Here is a 21,462-nt window from a genome sequence, read left to right as displayed (position 1 = left end):
TCTTTAAAGGGGGATAGCATGCAAATAGTTTCGATAATATCATTAGTAATATTACTGATAACAATTGTTATTGGTTTTGTAAAAAAGATAAATATGGGGGTTTTAGCCTTAGGTTTTTCATTGATCTTAGGTTATTTGGGAAAGGTATCAGCAAGTAATATAATAAAAGGATTTAATTCAAGCTTATTTTTAATGTTAGTAGGAGTGAGTATATTATTTGGAATAGCTCAACACAATGGTACCTTAAATTTGATTGTAAAAAAATTGATTAAATTATCTGGAAAAAAAGCTTGGTTAATTCCAATACTTATGTATTTTGTCATATATTTTATAGCTTTCTTAGGAGCTGGAACAATAACAGGATTTGCTTTAGCTGCATTATTTGGAATTCCTATGGCAAAAGAGTTAGATGCTGATCCTTTTCTATTAACTACTATGGGGCAACTAGGTTCAATAGGTGGTGGTATTGTTCCTTGGGCACCGACTGGAATAATAGGTTTAGAGTTAGCTAAAAATGCTAATATAACTGGAAATTTAGCTAACACAATGGTATTAAATACATTTTTAGCTACAGCCTTTGGAGCGATTATTTCATATATTTTCTTAAAGGGATATAAACTAAAAGCTAAAGAGCTTAGTAGTGAAGTTTTAAAATTTAATAAAAAACAAAAGATAACTTTAGTAGGTATTCTATGTATGGTTATAGGAGTAGCTTTCTTCAATTTAAATATAGGACTACTTTCAATACTAATAAGCATCATCTTGATACTACTAAAAGTGGGAACAGAGAAAGAGGCTTTAGGATCAGTTCCTTGGAATACAATCCTACTTATCTCTGGAATGGGAATATTGATGGACTTAATAGTTAAATTAGATGGAATAAAATTACTAGCTGATATTCTAAGTCTATTTATGAACGAAAAAACAGTTGCAGCAATTTTAGCTCTTTCATCAGGAATTTTAAGTTTATTTAGCTCTACTTCTGGTGTTGTTATGCCTACAATGATTCCAACTATTCCTAGAATTATTGAAACATTGGGAATAGCAGGAGTGGTTCCTAGTGCATTACTTCTATCAGCAGTTATAAATGGTTCATCTCCTTCTGGAATGAGTCCTCTTTCAACTGGAGGAGCCTTTGTTATGGCAACACTTTCTGAAAACTATGAGCTCACTAACGAGGAGTTCTCAAGTAAATTTAAAAGACTATTTTATATAACTATGTTAAATATGTTTATTGTAGCAATCTTTATATTAATAGGTGGATTTAGTTTTACTAAATATATGTAATGGAGGAGTTATGACACTAACAGAGAAAATTTTAGCAAGAGCAGCAAAATTAGATAAAGTAAAAGCTGGAGATATTGTTTGGGTAGATGTAGACAAAGCAATGATGGATGATATTTTAGGTCCTAGAATTGAAATTGCTGAGAAGATGAAGGAGTTAAATTTAAAAATCTGGAATCCAGATAATGTTACAATAATTTCAGACCACTATACTCCACCTGCTAATGCCCATCAAGCTTCTATTGTAAAATTTACTAGAGATTGGGCTAAGGAGAATGAGGTTAAACATTACTATGAGTTTGCTGGACCTTGTCATCAAGTAATGATTGAAAAAAGTAGAGTTTTACCTGGAGAGATAATCTTAGGAACAGATAGTCACACCTGTACATATGGAGCTTTAGGAGCCTTTTCAACTGGAATTGGTTCAACAGAGATGCTAGGAGTTTTAGCAACTGGAAAAATTTGGTTGAAAGTTCCTGAGACTATAAAGATAAACTTTGTTGGAAAGATGAATAAGGGAGTTATGGCTAAGGACTTGATATTAGCAGCTATTGGAAAAATAGGTCATGCTGGAGCTACTTATAAGGCACTTGAATTCTCAGGAGAAGTAATAGATAATTTAATTATGGATGAAAGATTATGTATTGCTAATATGGCAGTGGAAGCTGGAGCTAAAAATGGAATAATGAGAGTTGATGAGAAAACAAAGGAGTATTTAAAAAATCTAGATTTAGAACTAACTCCAGAAGTTATAGAACTTTTATCAACTAATAGTTCTGATGGAGTAGCTCAAGAGATAACTATAGATGTTTCAGAAATTTATCCTCTTTGTTCATGTCCACATGAAGTAGATAATGTAGAGGAGATTGCTAAAATTGAGGGAGTAAAGATAGATCAAGCCTATATTGGTTCTTGTACTGGTGGAAGATACAATGACTTAAAATTGGCAGCTGATATATTAAAAGGAAGAAAGATAGCTGAAGGAGTAAGATTGCTAATCTCTCCAGCATCTAAAGAGGTATGGGAAAGATGTGCAAAGGATGGAATTTTACAGACACTCTCTGAAGCTGGAGCCACAGTATTAGCATCTAGCTGTGGAGCTTGCTTAGGGATACACTCTGGAGCAATAGGAGAGGGAGAAGTTTGTATCTCATCAACAAATAGAAACTTTATAGGTAGAATGGGAAGTAAAAAAGGAGAAGTATATCTAGCCTCTCCATTATCAGTAGCTGCTGCTGCACTTACAGGTTATATAGTAGACCCAAGAAAGTTTATTGAGGAGGAATAATATGAATATTAGTGGAAGAGCATTAAAATATGGAGATAATATTAATACAGATATAATCTCTCCCCCAGCATATATGGAACTAAGTATAAAAGAGGCAGCAAAATTTACTATGAGTCCAATAGACACAGAATTTGCTAAAAACTCTAAGCCAGGAGATATCTTTGTGGCAGAGAAAAATTTAGGTTCTGGTTCAAGTAGAGAAACAGCACCTCTAATGCTAAAAGAGTTAGGAATAAAAACAATTATTGCTAAATCATATGCTAGAATTTTTTATAGAAACTGTATAAATCTAGGAATACTTGCAATTCAATGTGACTTAACAGAGAAAATATCTATGTATGATGAACTAGAAATAGATTATAAAGAGGGAATAATATATAATAAAAGTAAAGATGAAAAATATGTCTGTGAAAAGATTCCAGAGCATATTATGGAATTTATCAAACAAGATGGACTAATTAACTATTTAAAGGAAAAGATATCTAAGAAATAATTAGGAGGCTTAAACTATGAGTAACTACAATAAAGATTTTGAAATAAAATGCTCTATCATTAGAGGGGGAACTAGTAAAGGAATATATATAATGGAAAATGAATTACCAAAGGAGCAGGAACTAAGGGATAGAATTCTTCTAGCTATATTTGGAAGTCCTGATGTAAGACAGATAGATGGATTAGGTGGGGCAGATAGTTTGACTAGTAAATTAGCTATTGTAGGTCCATCTTCTAGAGAGGATGCAGATGTAGATTATACCTTTGGACAAGTTAGTATTACAGAGAGCTTTATTGACTATGGTGGAAATTGTGGAAATATCTCTTCAGGAGTTGGAGTTTTTGCTGTTAATAACAATTTAGTAAAGGTTACTGAACCTATTACAAAAGTTAGAGTACATATGACTAATACAAACAGAGTTTTAACTTTAGAAGTTCCTGTAAAAGATGGAAAAGCTGAATTTAGAGGAGATTATAAAATAGATGGTGTCCCTGGAACTGGAGCTAAGATAACATTGGATTGGTCTGATGTAGTAGGAGGAATTACTGGAGATCTATTACCTACAGGAAATCCTAGAGATATAATCAAAGTTGAAGATGAAGAGTTTGAACTTTCTATTGTTGATGCTGGAAATATTGTTATCTTTATTGAAGCTGATAAGTTAGGGCTAAAGGGAACAGAAAGTAGTAATGAAATTGATAGTGACAAAGAGTTACTAAAGAAAATAGAGAGAATAAGAGGAGAGGTATGTTGTAAGCTAAAGCTTGTAGACTCGTGGGAAGAAGCTCAAATAAAGACTCCTTACCAACCATTCTTTGCTATTGTAAGTAAAGCAGCTGACTATACAGCACTAAACGGAGAGAAAGTTTCAAAGGATAATTTAGATATCGTATCAAGACTATTATTTATGCAAAAGATGCATAAAACTTACCCAGTTACAGGAACTGTAGCTACTGGAGCTGTAGCTAGAATCAAAGATAGTGTGGTATATAATCTTTTAAAAGATGAGGTTAAAACTGGAGTTGAAGTAAAAATTGGTCATCCTGGAGGAATAATTCCTATAAAAGTAAGAGCTAGTTATCCAAATGATAGATGTAAAATTGAGGAATTAGTAGTATGTAGAACTGCTAGACTTATTTTAGAAGGAAGAGTCTTTGTAAATATTTAAAATAATCAGCTTATAATTTCTTCATTGTATAAATTACTCCTTAATAAACAAAAACATATCTATTTTTAAAAAATATTTACATATAAAAGTTTTTATGATATAAAATATATACATTTACTTATATCAAGGAGGATTACATGAAAAAATTAATTATTCTTTCTGCTTTACTTGCAACTCTTGCTGCATGTAATAATTTAGAAAATAATAATCAACAAACTGTTTCTACAACTACAGTTGTAAATACATTAAATTCTACTTCAAATATTTTACAAGGAATAGCAGCTTATAAACAAGGAGATATGATAGGAGCTTATAATGCTTTAAAAAATCTTTCTCCTGCTTCAACAAATTTAGAAACTTACTCTACATATTTAAATGTTCTTCAAAATTTAAATAAAAATCAAGAGTTATTGACAGCTTTAAAATCTGGAAATGAGTATTTTGGTAACTCTAAAGATTATGTTTTAAATTATGCTAAGATACTTACTTCAAAATTTAATGATACAAATACTGCTACTAATGTTTTAGAAAACTATTTAAAATTATATGGAAATAATAGTGAAGTAGAAAAATCCTTAGCTAATATCTATACTAGTGCTGGAGAGGTTGCAAAGGCTGCAGCTTTATTAAAGGGAACAAATTAAAAAATATTTAAAATAAAAAAGGGCTTTATTTATGCCCTTTTGTTTTATAAAGGAGAGATTATGGACAGATTATATTATATAGAATTTTCCCATATAATTATTTTACAAGAAGTTGAAATAGGAATGGAAACAGAAGATGCTTTAATAACAGCTTTAGGTTGCTCATTAAATAAAATTCCAAAAAAATTTTTAACAGATGAGTATTCCTACTACAATGGAAATATCTGTATCTTTAGAAGAAGTAAGGCTGAACTCCTAGTGGCTTTTAGAGAATATAAGGAGAAGATTTTAAAAAATATAGCTGATATAGAGAAAGAGTTAGAAAGTTAAAAATTAGAGTTAATTTATATAATTACCTATAATTTTAGAATGTTTTATCTATAAATTATTTATTTTGTTAATTAATAATTATTTTTATAATTTTTATATAGTTTTTTATTTTACTCCTACTACATTATGGTTTTAATTTAAGAAATTTACTAGAAAAGAGAATAACATTCAAGAAGGACGAAGATTGAGAAGAATAAATAGAGCAAGTCAGTGAAATCGAACGCTAAAAAACACAACTGTTTGAGTGAAACGAGTTTTCCAATAGTAGGGGAGTTTTAACGACTACTACTATTGAGACATAGAAATTTATTTTCTGTGTTACATTAAGGAAACACTGAAAGCTTTGCTTCCTGTGTCTCAAAATTCTTAGAGAGTTAAAGCTCTTAGAATTTTGGAAACCTACTTGCTCTTTATTCTTTGAACGAAAGTCATTCTTGAAGTATTTATAATAACTTTAATTTTTTAAATTACATTCCCTTTTTTATATTCCCTATTTTAACCAAGACATCAAAGCTCTCAACTCTGTTCCCACTCTCTCTAATTCATGAGCCTTTGCTTCCTCTCTTTTCTTCTTTAAAAATGGTTGCCCAGCTCTTGAATCCTCTAAAAATTCATCAGCAAATTTTCCAGATTGAATATCTCTTAAAACCTCTCTCATCTTCTCTTTTGTTTCAGCAGTAATAATCTTTGGACCTGTTAAGAAATCTCCATACTCAGCTGTATTAGAGATAGAGTGTCTCATCTTAGCCATTCCTCCCTCATACATCAAATCAACTATTAGTTTCATCTCATGTAAACATTCAAAATAAGCATTTACAGGGTCATATCCAGCCTCTCTCAGTACCTCAAATCCACTTTTAATCAGCTCAGTAATTCCTCCACAAAGTACCACTTGCTCTCCAAATAAGTCTGTTTCAGTCTCCTGTTTGAATGTTGTCTCTAAGATTCCAGACCTTCCTCCACCAATTCCAGCTGCCCAAGCTAGAGCTACTTCTTTTGTATCTCCACTGTAATCTTGCTCCACAGCAACTAAGCAAGGAACTCCAACTCCCTCAGTAAATGTTCTTCTCACTAGATGTCCAGGTCCCTTAGGTGCTACCATAAATACATTTACATCTTCAGCTGGTACAATTTTCTTAAAATGGATATTAAATCCATGTCCAAATCCTAGATATACTCCCTTTTTTAAATATGGTGCTACCTCATTTTTATACATCTCTCCTTGAGTTTCATCAGGAGTTAAAATCATTACTACATCAGCATCTTTTACAGCCTCACTTGTTTCTTTTACTACAAATCCAGCCTTTTCAGCTTTCTCCCAAGATGGCGACCCCTTTCTCAATCCCACAGTTACATCCATTCCAGAATCTTTTAAATTTAATGAATGGGCATGTCCCTGTGAACCATATCCTAAAACTGTTATTTTCTTTCCTCTTAATTTCTCTAAATTACAATCCTCGTTATAATATACTGTTGTTCCTAAAATATTTCCTGCCATGTTTAAATCCTCCTAAGTTGTTTTATATTTTAATTATTGTTTTTTTACTCTCTTAAATTTGCTCTACATTTACAACATCTACAATTTTATATACCTGTCTTTGAACTTGGTCAAAAATCTCATCATTTCCCTCTAAAGTAAGCAAAATTTTTGCATAACCAGATTGATTACTAAAGTCTACACTCATATTATGAATTAGATAATCTCTCTTATAAAAAAGTGTCATCACTCTTTGTAAAAAAACTTTATTATTTTTACTTACAATTGCTAAGTTAAATTTTCTATTCATAATCCTTCACTCCTCTCAGTCCAATCATATCCTCTGCTGATTTCCCAGCTGGAATCATAGGATATACATTCTCCTCTTTTTTCACAATACAATTTACTAAAATAGGTTCATCACTTTTTAATATCTCATCTATCTTTTCTAAATCCTCTTCACTTTCTAAGGTAACACTTTTTACTCCATAAGCCTCTGCTACCTTTACAAAATCTGGATTAATCTCTAAATTTACCTCTGAGTATCTTCTCTCATGGAATAGTTCCTGCCACTGCCTTACCATTCCCAAATAAGAGTTATTCATTATAAATACTTTTACTGGAAGTTTGTAGGCTTTCAAAAGTATCAACTCTTGAATATTCATCTGAAACCCTCCATCTCCCACTATGCTTATAATCTTTTTATCAGGACAAGCTACCTGAGCTCCTATTGCACTAGGTAGTCCAAATCCCATAGTCCCTCCTCCACCAGATGAGATTATACTATTGGGATTTCTATAAGTGAGGTGTAAGGCACTCCACATCTGATGCTGTCCCACATCTGTTGCAATTACTCCCTCTCCTTTTAATACTCTATCTATCTCTCTGAGTACTCTTTGAATAGTCAATCCCTCTTTACAATCTGGAACTATTAGAGAGTATCTTCTCTTGAGATACTCCACTCTATCTCTCCATTCACGAATATCTTCTAACTCTATTCTTTTTTCATTCAAAAGAGTTAATACCTTTTTCAAATCTCCCACCAAAGCTATATCAACCTTTTTATTTTTCTCTATCTCTGATGGGTCAATGTCTATGTGAATAATTTTAGCATTGGGACAAAATTTTTCAATATTTCCTGTAATTCTATCATCAAACCTAAATCCCATTCCAATTATCAAATCAGCCTCTAATGTAGCTATATTAGCTGCTGCTGTCCCATGCATTCCCAACATTCCTAAAAAAAGATTTTTATCTCCTGGATAAGCTCCCAGTCCCAAAAGAGTGGAAGTTACTGGTATCTGTAATCTCTCTACAAACTCTCTAAACTCCTCTGCTCCCTTTGAATGAATTACCCCAGCCCCACTTATAATCAGTGGTTTTTTAGAGTTCTCTATCAACTTTATTCCCTCATCTAACTTGGACAAATCCTCTTGATACCCTCTCTCATATCCAGATAAATCCATCTCTTCTGAATATAGCTCCTCAAATCTTTCTACCTCTATCTTTTCTAATTGTATATCTCTAGGAAAATCTATTAATACAGGTCCAGGTCTTCCACTTTTGGCTATGTGATAAGCCTCTTTTACAATTTGTGGTATCTCCTCAATAGAGAGTATTTGGTAGTTACTCTTAGTTATTGGAAGTGTTATATTTACTATATCTGTCTCTTGAAATGAATCTCTTCCTAGCATTGCTCTATTTACCTGTCCAGTGATAGCCAGTATTGGAATAGAATCCATAAAGGCTGTCATTATCCCTGTTACTAAATTAGTAGCTCCTGGACCAGAAGTGGCAATACACACTCCCACTTCTCCACTAGCTCTAGCATAGCCATCAGCCTCATGTACTGCTCCCTGCTCATGTCTTGATAGATAGTGTTTTATTCCTTCAAATGAGTATATCTCATCATATATAGGGATTACACTTCCTCCTGGATATCCAAAGACATCCTTTACTCCCAATCTTTTTAAACACTCCAATAATACCCTAGCCCCTGTAATCTCTCTCTCTTTCATAGTTTTCCTCTCATTCCCCAAAAATTTCTACTGCTCCCCTATCTGCTGATGAAACATTTAAAGCATATTTCTTTAAATATCCTTTAGCCTTAGATTGAAATTTTGGAAGTTTCTCTCTTCTTAATTCTAACTCTTTATCATCTACTAAAAGTTCTATTTTTCTATTTGGAATATCTATAAGTATTCTATCTCCATTTTCTACTAGAGCAATATTTCCTCCACTAGCTGCTTCTGGAGAGATATGCCCTATAGATGCTCCCCTTGTAGCTCCTGAAAATCTTCCATCTGTTATTAGAGCTACATCTTTATCCAGTCCCATTCCTCCTAATAGTGAAGTAGGTGTCAACATCTCTCTCATTCCTGGTCCACCCTTTGGTCCCTCATAACGAATTACTAAGACATCTCCCTTTTCTATCTCTTTATTTAAGATTGATTTTACGCACTCCTCTTCACTATCAAATACCTTTGCTTTCCCCTCATGTTTTAACATATTCTCTGCTACTGCTCCAGCTTTCACTATACAACCATTTGGAGCTAGATTTCCTTTTAATACAGCTATTCCCCCTGTATTGTACGCTGGTCTATCCCAAGGTTTTATTACATTTTCATCATAGATTACTGCTCTATCCACTATCTCCCCTTGAGTTTTTAGAGCCACAGTTGGAGTATCTAGATGCAATAGATTATTTTCAGCTAATCTTTTTAATACTCCACTTACTCCCCCAGCATTGTATAAATCCTCTATATGATAATCACTTGCTGGTGCTAATTTACACACCTGTTTTGTTTTATTAGAAATTCTATCAAAATCCTCTAAAGTCAATCCCACACCAGCCTCATGTGCTATTGCTGTAAGATGAAGAGCTGTATTAGATGAACCTCCTAGTGCCATATCCAGAGCCACTGCATTTTCAAAACTCTCTCTAGTCAGTATATCCAGTGGTTTTAAGTCCTTTTCTAAAAGTTTCATTATCTGCTCTCCACTACTTTTTGCCAACCTTATTCTCTCTGAATATACAGCTGGTACTGTTCCATTTCCAGGAAGAGCCATTCCCAAACATTCTGTTAAACAGTTCATAGTATTTGCTGTAAACATTCCTGAACATGAACCACAAGTTGGACAGCTTCTATTCTCTATCTCCTTTAGCTCCTCCTCATCTATCTTTTGAGAGGTAAAGCTTCCCACTGCTTCAAATGTACTGCTCAAGCTTATCTTTCTTCCTCTATGTGTCCCAGCTAACATAGGTCCACCACTTACAAATATACTTGGAATATTTAATCTAGCTGCTGCTATTAACATTCCTGGCACTACCTTATCACAATTTGGGATAAATACCATAGCATCAAAGGGAGTTGACATTCCCATAATCTCCACTGAATCAGCTATTAGATTTCTTGAAACTAAGGAGTATTTCATTCCCTCGTGGTTCATTGCCAATCCATCACATACACCTATTGTATTAAACTCCATTGGTATTCCCCCAGCATTTCTTATCCCATCTTTCACTGCTTGAACTAGTTGTTTTAGATGCATATGCCCTGGAATAACCTCGTTATATGAATTAGCTATACCAATCAATGGCTTTTTTAACTCCTCATCTGTCAGCCCCAAAGCTTTTAATAGTGAACGGTGTGGTGTTCTTGTTACTCCCTTTGTCAAATTCTCACTTCTCATTATTTATCCCCCTGTGTTTTAAAGTTTTATAAAAAAAAGAGACTCAACGGTATCATCCATTGAATCTCTCATAAAAGTCTTTTATTTATAATAATTTTGAAAACCTAACGCAATTTTACTTTTAACATCTTAATAAGCATTTCAGGTAGCACAAAAATATTATTAGAAACTTTTAACTCATTCAATAGATGATTAATAGAACTAATAATTATTATTATACATATTATGCTTATTATTATGTTAGTTAAAATTAACATCAGTTTTCCTCCTTTTTTTCAATCTTATTTTCAATAATATTATCAAAATTTTCTTTTTTTGTAAAATATATATTTTATATAATCAATATTTTAAAATAATATTTTATCAATCTTGCTTTAGCTTCTGAGTTTTTTAAAAATTTATTTCCACTATTTATGTTTTTAATAATACACAATTAAAAATTATTTTTCATCAAAAAATACTTAAAATTTAATATTTTACCCCTAGACAATATTAAAAAAAGTGATAAAATATCTAATGAGACAATATTAATTTTTTAAGTGGAGGGTTTATGTTTGGAGTTATTAATTATGAAATGTTTTTGACTTCTAGTATTATTTTAGCTTTGATACCAGGAAGTGATACTATGTTTATACTGGGACAAGCTATATCCAATAGTATCAAGTCTGGTAAGTATTCTGCTTTTGGAATTTGTTCTGGGCTTATAGTTCATACTTTTTTAGCAGCCTTTGGACTTTCTTTGTTACTAAAAAATTCTGTAACAGCTTTTAATCTTATAAAGTTTTTAGGAGCTATGTATCTTGTATATATGGGGATTAAAAGTATAAAATCTAAAGATATGCTTGCTGTTAATCAGGGGAAAAAGAAAAGAGAAGATTTAAAAAAGGCTTTCTTTCAAGGATTGGTTACTAATCTTTTGAATCCTAAGATAATTCTATTTTTCTTAGCTTTTTTACCACAATTTATAGACACAAATAACACTTATGGAATGGTACCTTTTGTTTTATTAGGTCTAACTTCAACTATTATCTCTGGAATTTGGTATATATCTCTATCTATTTTTGCTTCTTTTATAGCAACTTTCCTAAAGAGAAATAAAAACTTTGGAAAAATAGTAAACAAACTTTCTGGAACAATTTTTATTATCTTAGGAATAAATCTTCTTAGAGTAAAAAATAGTTAAACTTAAAAATATCTTAATAATATGAAAGGACTATTGTAAACTCTTAAATTGAAATCAAAAAATAAAACAGTTTAACAATATAAAAGGACAATATTATATTTTATAAAAAATTCTGAGAATTACGAAGATTGAGAAGAATAAATAGAGCAAGTCAGCGAAAGTGAACGCTAAAAAACACAATAAACCAAAGGTTTAACCCTTGTGTTTTTAGTGAACTAAGCCTACTTGCTCTTTATTCTTTGAACAAAAGTAATTCTTGAATTTTTTAACTTCTTAGATTATAGAATAATTCTTAAGTTATTTTATAAAAATTTTTCTAACTCCTCTTTTAATTTCTCTTTATTTATCAAATGTATAGTTGAAATTCCTAATTTTTCTGCTCCTTCAGTATTTGCTAAAGTATCATCTATAAATAGAGTTTCCTCAGGATTTAAATTATATTTTTTCAATAGCTCCTCATAGATTTCCTTTTCAGGCTTTAACAGTTTTACATCATAGGATACAACTTTTCCATCAAAATACTTTTTAAATTCACACTTTCTCTCTATCTCTAAAAAAGCCTCTCTGTGAAAATTAGAAAGAATATATAATTTATACCCCTTTTCTTTTAATTTTGGTAATAATTTTAAATTCTCTTCAATAGGAAACAGTACCCCTTGTATATTCTCTTTAAAAAGTTTTTCTATGTTCTCTTTCTCCTCTGGTAAATCCTTTGTAAAAATCTTTATAGCCTCATCATACTCTAATGTTCCTCTATCTAAATCTTGCCACTCTTGCTCTTTAAATACTCTTTTATAGAATCTATCTTGATTTTTCTCAGCTACAAATTCAGAGATAAATCTCTCTGGACTATACTCTATCAACACATTTCCCAAATCAAAAATAATATTTTTTATCATTTTCCCTCCTATTTATCCTTATCAAATATTAAAACATCTTTTTTTATAAACTCCCCTGGAGCCATACCAAGATATTTTTTAAACACAGTACAAAAATGTTTGTAATCACTAAATCCAACTTTTTCAGAGATTTCATACATTTTTAAATCCTCTTTTACAAGGAGTTTCATAGCTTTCTGCACCCTATATTTATTCAATATCTCTAAAAAAGTTTCCTCTAGTTCCTCTTTAAACTTTCTGCTGAGATAACCTGAACTCACTCCCAATTCATCTGCAATCTCAATAATACTTATCTTCTCATTATATCTATTTTGAATTTTTTGTAAAGCTTTATACACATATTTATTTTTAGTCTGAGCTTTCTCAAAACAGATATTTATATTAAAAAATTCCAATTCCTCTTTAGTTTTACTAACTTTCTCCAAAACCTCAAGATTTTTCTTATTTTCCAACTTTTGCTTTACCTTGTCTAATGCTTTATAGAGTAACTCCTCATCTAGTGGCTTTAAAAGATACTCCACTACACCAATATTTATCCCCTCTTTAGCATATTCAAACTCTCCATAACTAGTTAATAAAATTGATTCAAAAACTATATTTTCACTTTGACACCTTTTTATCATTTCCAATCCATTTAAATTAGGCATCTTTATATCTGTAATAACCAAATCTGGTTTAAGCTCTCTTATTTTTTCCAATCCATCTAATCCATTTATAGCTTCCCCCACTATATTACAATCTTTTTCTATCCAATCTATAGTATTTATTAGTCCCTTTCTAATAATCTCCTCATCTTCTACTATCAATACTCTTATCATCTTGCCTCCATTCCAATTTAAATGGAATCTCTATTCCTATATAAGTTCCCCTATTAGAGGAGCTCCTTATATTTAAGCCATACTCTTTCCCATATAACAACTCTATTCTTCTTTGAACATTATACATTCCAATATGCTCTTTTAAGCTTAAATTTCTTTTTAAAAGTTTCTCCTTTAAAAGTTTTAGCTCTTGCTTTTCTATTCCCTTACCATTATCAAAAATTCCTATCTGAATTCTCTCTCTCTTCTGCTTAATCTTAATTAATATTTTAAACTCTTTCTCTTGAATATATCCGTGTTTAATAGAGTTTTCAACTATTGGTTGAATAATTAGTTTAGGTGTTAAATATTCTAAAAATCTCTCCTCTACATCTATAGAATATGAAAACTTATCTCCAAATCTTATCTTCTGAATTTCTAAATAGTTTTTTATATAGAAAATCTCCCTCTCTATTTTTACTTCTGAACTTTTATTTTCTATACTAAATCTCAAGATTGATGCCATATTAATAATTATCTTATTAGCCATTTTTTTATCTAAATGAATAGTATACCTCAACATCTCCAATGTATTAAAAAGAAAGTGGGGATTAAATTGACTCTCTAGCTGTTTTATCTCTGTAACTATACTATGTGTTGCTTCCTCTTTATTTTTTTCTATCAATCTTTTTATATCTAAAAGCATCTGATTATAAGTATCACCTATTATCTCAAACTCATCATTAGATTTTATATTTATCTGAGTATCTAAATCTCCTGTTTCTATATTTTTTATTGCCTTTATTATCTCTTCAATTGTTTTAGTCTTTTTTAAAGCAATATTTTTAGCAACCTTCGACATAAAAATTACAAGAAAAATGAAAACAATAGTTATATAAATAAAACTCTCTATAAAATTATCTATAATATATTCAGTAGAAGATATACAATATACATCTATATTTGAATAAAAAACCTCTTGCTTAGAAATATAGTATTTTCTTCCCCTATATTTCAGATAATTTTTTTTCTCTCTAAACTCTTTCTTTAATTTATCTAAGGAATCTTTAAAATTGGCATTATTAGTTGAGATAACATTATTATACTTATCTGTTAAAACTACACCAAAATTTTCAGAATCTCCCATTATCTTTTCAAAATTTTTATCTAACATATGATAAACCAAATAACCTATAATCTCATTATTATTTTTTATAGGTTTCCCAACAGAAAAATTACTTACATTTCCCTCTCTAAAATATAGCTTTCCTACATAATTTATAGTCTTTTCATTATTAGATAACATTCTGTAAAAGAGTCCCCAAATATATCCGTTACTACTCCCTAGAAACTCTGCATTGGTCATTAAGATATTTATATTTTTATCATATAGTACAAATTTACCATCAATTTCAAGATTTAGAGGACTTTTGTATAGAAGCTCGTAAGCTTTTTCATTGATCTCATCATCAAGTATTACCTTTTTTAAAATCTCATCCTTGCTCAATCTATCAATTTCATTATATACCTTTGAAATTATTTCATCTGTTTGCTGAGATAAATTTTTTAAATTGTTATTATTATTATTTACCATTGCTCTATAACTTAGGTAATATATCATTCCATAACCTATAAGAGCAGTAAAAATAATAGGAATGAGTGAATAGAAAATTAAAATCTTTTTCATCTGCTCTTTAAAACTGACAAATTTCTTATTTCCCATTACAATCATTCCTTTTTATTTTTATTTTATCACTATTTTATTTAAATTTCTAGCAATTAAATATTTACATTTTTTCCACCAGTTACTTTAAAGAAAATTAGAAGAGATACAACTGTTGTTAAAGTCAAAATTGTAGATAGTGCTGCTGCTGTACCATAACTTGCTCTAATTACCTCAGTATATATAGATACTGACATTGTCCTAGTAAATCCTGTATATAAAATAACTGAAGAACTCAATTCATTTATTACTGTTATCCAACTTAGTATAGCTCCTGATAATACCCCTGGTAACATCATTATTGAAGTTACTTTAAAAAATGTTTTCACTGGAGAACAACCTAAACTAATTGAAGCCTCTTCCAAGCTTGGACTTATTTGATATAGTATTGCTGCTGCTGACCTCAATGTGTAAGGTAATCTTCTTATTACAAATGAGATTACTATTATAGCTGCTGTACCACTTAGTAATAGTGGCTTACTATTAAAAGCTAAAAGAAGAGTGATACCAATTACAGACCCTGGAATAATATATGGAAACATTGTCATTGTATCTATTATTCCTGTTAAAACATTTCTTTTTCTTGTAGAAATATAGGCTATAAACATTCCCAAGAAAATTATAATTACTATTGCTATTATTCCATATAGATAAGTATTAAATATAGCATTTCCCATTCTAGAAAAGACTTTCTCATAGCTTTCCAACGAAAACTCTGGAACAAACATCGAACCTTTTGTTTTTAAGAAAGAAGTATATACTACTGTAATTTGTGGAATTATTGATAAGAATACTACTAAATATATAAATATATGCATCAATACTCCCTTTACTCCTTTTAACTCCTTTGCTTGCATAGGTCTTAAAGAGCTCATAACAAAAGATTTCTTATTTACTATATATTTTTGTCCTAAAAATAACAAGATAGTTATAAATACTAAAACTGTTGCCATTGCTGCAGCAAAGTTAGCATTTCCACCCATTTCTCCTACAAACTCAGAATATATCAAAACTGGCATAACATTATACCCTTCTCCTATTAACATAGGAGTACCAAAGTCTGCCATAGCATTCATAAATACCAAAAGTCCTCCTGACATAAGAGTAGGTAAAATTAGAGGCATTATAATAGTGCAAACTTTCTTAATTGTTGTACAACCTAAGCTTTCTGCTGCTTCACTTAATGAAACATCTATTTTTTTTAGAGCTCCTGAAACATATAGATAGATAAATGGATATAGTTTTAATGTAAAAACTAATAGTATTCCTGTAAATCCATATATTGTAGGAAGATTTATCCCCAAAATATCTCTAAAAAACTCTGTAACAACTCCACTTCTTCCACATAGTAAAACCCAAGAGTAAGCTCCTATAAATGGAGGAGATAACATAGAGATAATAATCAATACTTCTACTAAACCTTTTAATTTCACTTTATAAGCAGACATAAAATAAGCCATAGGAACTCCAATAACAATAGCCAGTACTGTTACACAAGAAGTTACCTTAAAACTATTTAAAAGTCCTTGATAATAATACTTTCTCGAAAAAAATCTTACAAAGTTTGTTAAGCTCCACTCATTTGTTATAGGGTCTTTAAAACCACTAATGAATAAAGAGAATAATGGATATATTAAAAATAGTGTAAAAATAAGGGCTATTATTAAAGTTACACTTGTCCAAAAATCCCATTTAAACTTTCTATTTAACATACACCTCAACTCCTTTTATTAAACTCTTTTCTCCATCAGAAGTAAAGATATTTATTTTTTTAGAGTTTGGTTTTAAATATAATTTATCTCCTACACCATATATTTTTGTAGCCTGTCCTATATCTTGAGAAAATTCCAATGCTGGCATATTTTCTACTATATCATCTTTTAAAGCTTCTATCTCATATGTATTATACTTTCCTAAAAAAGTACTTGTCTTTATCTTCATTTCTAGCCCTTCTCCACTTTCATGCACTATTGAAAACTCCTCTGGACGAATTGCTACTATAACTTCTTGATTATCTTTCACTTCATCAACTAAATTTTCCATCTCAATTTCATAACCACTTTTAAATACAACAAATTTTTTACCCTCTCTTATTTTTAAATACCCTCTAAAAAGATTAGAATATCCTATAAATGTAGCTACAAACTGATTGTATGGTCTTGTATATATATCATGTGGAGTTCCTAGTTGTTGAATTACTCCTCTATTGATAACAGCTATCCTATCAGAAATAGCCAAAGCTTCCTCTTGGTCATGTGTTACATATACAGTTGTTATTCCAACTTTCTTTTGTACATCTCTTATAGCAGAACGCATCTCCAATCTCAACTTAGCATCTAAGTTTGAAAGAGGCTCATCCATAAGTAAAACACTTGGATGAATTACAATAGCTCTTGCTAGAGCAACCCTTTGTTGTTGTCCTCCTGATAATCTCTCTGGCAATCTCTCTTGATACTCTGAAATTTTTACAACATCTAATATTTTATCCACTTTTTCTTTAATCTCATCTTTATTAATTTTTCTTAATTTTAGTCCATATTCCACATTTTCTCTAACAGTCATATGTGGGAAGATAGCATAGCTTTGGAATACCATTCCTATATTTCTTTTATGTGCAGGGACATCATTTATACACTTATCATCAAAATATATTTTTCCTCCCTCTATACTATTAAATCCTGCTATCATTCTTAGTAGGGTAGTTTTACCACAACCAGATGGTCCTAACAGTGTAAAAAACTCTCCATTTTTTATATTTACTGTCATTCCTGGTATAATTGTATTATCTCCAAATTTTTTTATAACATTATCCACATTTATTGCTACACTCATCTTTACACCTCTCTCTATCTTAAATAAAAAGTGTCCATTTATTGCTATTTTTCAAGTTTATAAATGGACACTAGCTCAATACTTATTTTGTATAGATATCTTTAAATTTATCTAACCATACTGCTTTTTGAGATTTTACAACTTCAAGGTCATCTTCTATTACATTTATATCCTCTAATTTCTTCAATCCTTTTCCTGGCTCAACATCTTTTCTTATACTTCTTCTATTTAATTGAGCTGTAATCATACTTTGTGCCTCTTTACCAGTTAAGAAATCTACAAATAATTTTGCATTTTCTAAGTTTTTACAATTTTTTACTATATATACACCATCAGGTTTTACTATTACTCCCTCTTCCATATAAACTACTTCTACTGGAGCATCAGAGTTTACATATTTTACTGCTCCCTCTTCAAATGTCAATCCCACTGTATACTCTCCATCTGCAACTCCTTTATATACAGCTGAAGAACCAGAAAGTAAAGTATAGTTTAAATTATCCATTAATTTTTCTACATAAGACCAACCATTATCTGGATTTCCATTTCCCATTGCATATAGCATATTTACTAAATGTTCAAAAGATGATGAAGATTTAGCTGGATCAGAAAAAGCTATTTTTCCTTTTAAAGCTGGATTTAATAAATCTTGATATCCTTCTATTTTGATATCTCCTATAAGATTTTTATTTACCATAATTACACTTGGTACTGCTGTAAATCTTGTCATATTTCCTTCTACATTTTTATAACTATCATAGAAAGCTTCTTCATTTTTAGAAGTATATGGTAAGAAATAATCTTTTATTGGCTCTACTGTTGTTATAGTTCCTCCCCATAGTACATCAGCTAATGGATTATCCTTTTCTGATTCGATTCTCTTCATTAATTCTCCAGTTCCTGCTGCTATTACCTCTACTGATACTCCATATTTTACTTCAAACTCTTTTACCAATGGATCTATAAATTCTAATGGATGTGGACAATATACTGTCAATTTTTTTGTATTTTCAGTAGTTTCTACTTCCTTTTCTCCTCCACAACCTATTAAAAATATAGACATCATAATTCCAATTAATCCTAAAAATAATTTTTTCATTTTACTCCCTCCTTATTTTTTTTCTTAATAAGAGAATACCTTATACCTTCTTTTTTATCAATACTATTTTATGCTATTTTATACTTAAAACTTACCTTTTTATCTTTTTAAAAACAAAATAAAAAGGAACTAATGTAAACCCTTAAGTTACAATAGTTCCCTCTTCTATTTTATTATATATTTTCTAAGGCTCTAGCTATATCTTTCAATATATCCTCTACATTTTCTATTCCCACATTCAATCTAACTGCTTCAGGTAAAACACCAGCTTTTATTTGGTCCTCTTCTGATAGTTGTCTATGTGTTGTACTAGCTGGATGTAATACACAAGTACGAGAATCTCCCACGTGAATTACACTTCTTATCCAAGTAAGCTCCTTTATAAATCTCTCTGCTCCCTCTCTTCCACCTTTGACACCTAGTAATATAACTCCACTTCCCCCTTTAGGTAGATACTTTTTAGCATTTTCATATGAATAACTGCTCTCTAACTTAGGATAATTTACCCACTCTATCTTCTCATGATTTTCTAAAAATTTTGCAACTTTTAAAGCATTTTCACTATGTCTTTCCATTCTTAGATGTAGTGTTTCCAATCCTCTCAAGAAAAGAAAAGCATTAAAAGGATTTAGACAAGCTCCAAAATCTCTCAATAAAGTTACCCTAGCCCTTGTTATATATGCAGCTTTTCCAAAATCTTTCCAATAACTTAAGTTATGGTAAGCTGAATCTGGCTCTACAAGGTCTGGAAACTTTCCATTGTCCCAATTAAAATTTCCACCATCTACAATAACTCCACCCAATGCTGCCCCTTGCCCATCTATATATTTTGTAGCTGAATGAGTTACTATATTTACTCCATATTCAATAGGATTACATAGATATGGAGAAGCTAGAGTGTTATCTACTATAACAGGAACTCCCTTCTCTTTCCCTACTCTCACAAGCTTTTCAAAATCTATTACATTCATCTCTGGATTTCCCAAAGTTTCTCCAAAAAGCACCTTTGTATTCTCTTGAAAAGCTGTCTTTATCTCCTCTTCTGAAGCCTCTGGAGAAACAAAAGTAGCAGTTATTCCATACTTTTTCAAGGTAGATTTAAATAGATTAGCTGTTCCCCCATATATAGTTGCTAGAGATACTATATGGTCACCGCAACCACATATATTCAAAATAGCTGTTACATTGGCTGCTTGTCCTGAAGCTAGTGCCAAAGCTCCCACACCTTTTTCTAGCTGTGCTATCTTTTCTTCAAAGGCTGTAACTGTTGGATTTCCTATTCTTGAATACATATACCCATCTCTTTTTAAGTCAAATAGCTCTGCTAAAACCTCTGGAGAGTTGTAGTCATAAGTTGTAGTCTGATATATTGGATATACTCTTGGTTGCCCCTCAGTAAACTCTCCACTCCCTTGTACAAGTTGTGTTTCAATTTTAAATTCCTCTCTGCTCATAAAATCCCTCCTGTTTTGTTTATATAAAAAAAATCTCTATTACCATCAAGTAATAGAGATTGATATACTTTAATATCAGCCATCTGTCTGGAATTAGCACCACATCTTTTGATAGGTTGCTGAAACGTCATAGAGCCAGTCTCTCGGTTTCTCTTGATGGTTTTTTATTTTTTATTTCTTTGTTGAAAATGATTATATACCTTTACTTTTCTTTTGTCAATAATTTTTTCTATAAAAATTTTATACTTTTTAACTCTTCTATAAGTCAAAAAGATTTTCTAAAAATTTAGCTGCAGCATCTTCATCTGAACTTCCAATAACTTTACACTCTTTTAAAATCTCTTTTAATCTTTTATCCCCATTTCCCATTATTATTCCCATTCCAGAATTTTCTAACATTTCTTTATCATTTAAAGCAGCTCCAAAAGAGATTATTTCTTTAAAATCTATATTTTCGTATTTTAATAATGTTTTTAATGCTTCCCCTTTATTTGCTTTTTTACTCATTATTTCTAAACAAGTAGGTTGAGAAGTAGCAATATTTAAATACTTATCTAATTCTAAATTTTTCATTTTTTTCTCTAATTTTTCTATAACTTTTCTATTAGGATTTATAAAAAATATCTTTTCAGCTTCCACATTTTTAAATTTATCTAAATTGGATATTTGAGGAGAATATTTTGATTCTTTATGAAAATCAATATAATCTTGCACTATTCTATCAGTATACCAATCTTTTCCCTTATAAATACTTCTCGAAGTTCCCTCTTCAACCTCTAATTCTAATAGTGTTTTTATTAATTTTCTATCTATGCTTTCTCTCCCTATCTCATTCCAATTTTCACTATGAATAAATGAACCATTTCCTGAAATTAAATATTTTGCCACTCCAATTTGGTTAAAGAAATATTTGGCATCTTCATAGTGTCTACCTGTAGCTATTACAAACTTTATTCCTTTTTTTTCAAGTTTTCTTATTGTACTTACTGTATAGTCACTTATTCTATGCTGTGAGTTTAATAATGTCCCATCTAAGTCAGATACAACTATCTTATATCTCAATCATTTCCCCTCCCTTTATTAAAAAAGGTAACCTTT

Annotated in this window: 19 protein-coding genes and 1 riboswitch; of the genes, 7 read left to right on the top strand and 12 right to left on the bottom strand. The window is 30.6% G+C overall.

Annotated features, from left to right (window positions below):
* Nucleotides 1-18: 18 nt before the first annotated feature.
* The 6 genes from FMAG_RS12290 to FMAG_RS12265 all read left to right on the top strand — a co-directional run bounded on the left by FMAG_RS12290 (nucleotide 19) and on the right by FMAG_RS12265 (nucleotide 5,207).
* Nucleotides 19-1,287, top strand: coding sequence for an SLC13 family permease (locus FMAG_RS12290; protein WP_005887142.1), 1,269 nt, complete (start codon nucleotides 19-21; stop codon nucleotides 1,285-1,287).
* 10 nt (nucleotides 1,288-1,297) lie between these two features.
* The gene (locus tag FMAG_RS12285; RefSeq protein WP_005887141.1) at nucleotides 1,298-2,572 is read left to right on the top strand and encodes a 3-isopropylmalate dehydratase large subunit; all 1,275 of its coding nucleotides are present in this window, start codon (nucleotides 1,298-1,300) and stop codon (nucleotides 2,570-2,572) included.
* 1 nt (nucleotide 2,573) lies between these two features.
* The gene (locus FMAG_RS12280) at nucleotides 2,574-3,065 is read left to right on the top strand and encodes a LeuD/DmdB family oxidoreductase small subunit (RefSeq protein ID WP_005887140.1); all 492 of its coding nucleotides are present in this window, start codon (nucleotides 2,574-2,576) and stop codon (nucleotides 3,063-3,065) included.
* Between the two features lie 16 nt (nucleotides 3,066-3,081).
* Entirely contained in the window at nucleotides 3,082-4,233 is a 1,152-nt protein-coding gene (locus FMAG_RS12275) for a 2-methylaconitate cis-trans isomerase PrpF family protein (RefSeq protein ID WP_005887137.1), read from the top strand.
* A gap of 137 nt (nucleotides 4,234-4,370) precedes the next feature.
* Nucleotides 4,371-4,877: a tetratricopeptide repeat protein gene (locus FMAG_RS12270; RefSeq protein ID WP_005887135.1), complete on the top strand. Its 507-nt coding sequence runs from the start codon at nucleotides 4,371-4,373 to the stop codon at nucleotides 4,875-4,877.
* Between the two features lie 60 nt (nucleotides 4,878-4,937).
* Nucleotides 4,938-5,207 carry a hypothetical protein gene (locus FMAG_RS12265; RefSeq protein WP_005887133.1) on the top strand — a complete coding sequence of 90 codons (270 nt, stop codon included), beginning with the start codon at nucleotides 4,938-4,940 and terminating at the stop codon, nucleotides 5,205-5,207.
* A 490-nt stretch (nucleotides 5,208-5,697) separates the two neighbouring features.
* Here the strand turns inward: FMAG_RS12265 and ilvC are convergent, their stop codons facing one another.
* Genes ilvC through ilvD form a run of 4 tightly spaced genes read right to left on the bottom strand, consistent with a single transcriptional unit; the run spans nucleotide 5,698 to nucleotide 10,377 of the window.
* Entirely contained in the window at nucleotides 5,698-6,705 is a 1,008-nt protein-coding gene (gene ilvC / locus FMAG_RS12260; RefSeq protein WP_005887131.1) for a ketol-acid reductoisomerase, read from the bottom strand.
* A 52-nt stretch (nucleotides 6,706-6,757) separates the two neighbouring features.
* Entirely contained in the window at nucleotides 6,758-6,994 is a 237-nt protein-coding gene (locus FMAG_RS12255) for an ACT domain-containing protein (protein WP_005887128.1), read from the bottom strand.
* Nucleotides 6,987-8,702, bottom strand: a complete 1,716-nt coding sequence (gene ilvB / locus FMAG_RS12250; protein WP_005887125.1) for a biosynthetic-type acetolactate synthase large subunit — start codon at nucleotides 8,700-8,702, stop codon at nucleotides 6,987-6,989. The genes FMAG_RS12255 and ilvB overlap by 8 nt, the downstream gene beginning before the upstream one ends.
* A gap of 10 nt (nucleotides 8,703-8,712) precedes the next feature.
* Nucleotides 8,713-10,377 (bottom strand): dihydroxy-acid dehydratase, encoded by a 1,665-nt coding sequence (ilvD, locus tag FMAG_RS12245; RefSeq protein WP_005887122.1) that lies wholly within the window; start codon nucleotides 10,375-10,377, stop codon nucleotides 8,713-8,715.
* A 550-nt stretch (nucleotides 10,378-10,927) separates the two neighbouring features.
* Between ilvD and FMAG_RS12240 the strand changes: the two genes are divergently transcribed.
* Complete coding sequence (locus tag FMAG_RS12240) at nucleotides 10,928-11,560, top strand: LysE family translocator (protein ID WP_005887118.1); 633 nt, start codon at nucleotides 10,928-10,930, stop codon at nucleotides 11,558-11,560.
* Between the two features lie 302 nt (nucleotides 11,561-11,862).
* Here FMAG_RS12240 and FMAG_RS12235 read toward each other — a convergent pair whose 3' ends face one another.
* The 8 genes from FMAG_RS12235 to FMAG_RS12200 form a co-directional block, all read right to left on the bottom strand.
* A complete protein-coding gene (locus FMAG_RS12235) occupies nucleotides 11,863-12,459 on the bottom strand; it encodes an HAD family hydrolase (RefSeq protein WP_005887116.1) in 597 nt (198 codons plus the stop codon).
* An 8-nt stretch (nucleotides 12,460-12,467) separates the two neighbouring features.
* The gene (locus tag FMAG_RS12230) at nucleotides 12,468-13,277 is read right to left on the bottom strand and encodes a response regulator transcription factor (RefSeq protein ID WP_005887115.1); all 810 of its coding nucleotides are present in this window, start codon (nucleotides 13,275-13,277) and stop codon (nucleotides 12,468-12,470) included.
* Nucleotides 13,249-14,979, bottom strand: a complete 1,731-nt coding sequence (locus FMAG_RS12225; protein ID WP_005887113.1) for a sensor histidine kinase — start codon at nucleotides 14,977-14,979, stop codon at nucleotides 13,249-13,251. The genes FMAG_RS12230 and FMAG_RS12225 overlap by 29 nt, the downstream gene beginning before the upstream one ends.
* A gap of 56 nt (nucleotides 14,980-15,035) precedes the next feature.
* Nucleotides 15,036-16,691 (bottom strand): ABC transporter permease, encoded by a 1,656-nt coding sequence (locus tag FMAG_RS12220; RefSeq protein ID WP_005887111.1) that lies wholly within the window; start codon nucleotides 16,689-16,691, stop codon nucleotides 15,036-15,038.
* Nucleotides 16,681-17,811 carry an ABC transporter ATP-binding protein gene (locus FMAG_RS12215; protein ID WP_005887109.1) on the bottom strand — a complete coding sequence of 377 codons (1,131 nt, stop codon included), beginning with the start codon at nucleotides 17,809-17,811 and terminating at the stop codon, nucleotides 16,681-16,683. Before FMAG_RS12215 ends, FMAG_RS12220 begins: the two co-directional genes overlap by 11 nt.
* An 82-nt stretch (nucleotides 17,812-17,893) precedes the next feature.
* The gene (locus FMAG_RS12210; RefSeq protein WP_005887107.1) at nucleotides 17,894-18,910 is read right to left on the bottom strand and encodes an ABC transporter substrate-binding protein; all 1,017 of its coding nucleotides are present in this window, start codon (nucleotides 18,908-18,910) and stop codon (nucleotides 17,894-17,896) included.
* 173 nt (nucleotides 18,911-19,083) lie between these two features.
* The gene (locus FMAG_RS12205) at nucleotides 19,084-20,364 is read right to left on the bottom strand and encodes an O-acetylhomoserine aminocarboxypropyltransferase/cysteine synthase family protein (protein ID WP_005887104.1); all 1,281 of its coding nucleotides are present in this window, start codon (nucleotides 20,362-20,364) and stop codon (nucleotides 19,084-19,086) included.
* Between the two features lie 76 nt (nucleotides 20,365-20,440).
* Nucleotides 20,441-20,527: riboswitch (SAM riboswitch) on the bottom strand.
* A 95-nt stretch (nucleotides 20,528-20,622) separates the two neighbouring features.
* Entirely contained in the window at nucleotides 20,623-21,426 is an 804-nt protein-coding gene (locus FMAG_RS12200) for a Cof-type HAD-IIB family hydrolase (RefSeq protein ID WP_005887102.1), read from the bottom strand.
* Nucleotides 21,427-21,462 lie beyond the last annotated feature (36 nt).

The organism is Fusobacterium mortiferum ATCC 9817 (assembly GCF_000158195.2).
In the GTDB taxonomy this organism is placed as follows: Bacteria; Fusobacteriota; Fusobacteriia; order Fusobacteriales; family Fusobacteriaceae; genus Fusobacterium_A; species Fusobacterium_A mortiferum.
Note: the sequence above shows the minus strand (reverse complement) of the source record. Positions and strands in the feature narration are given on the sequence as shown.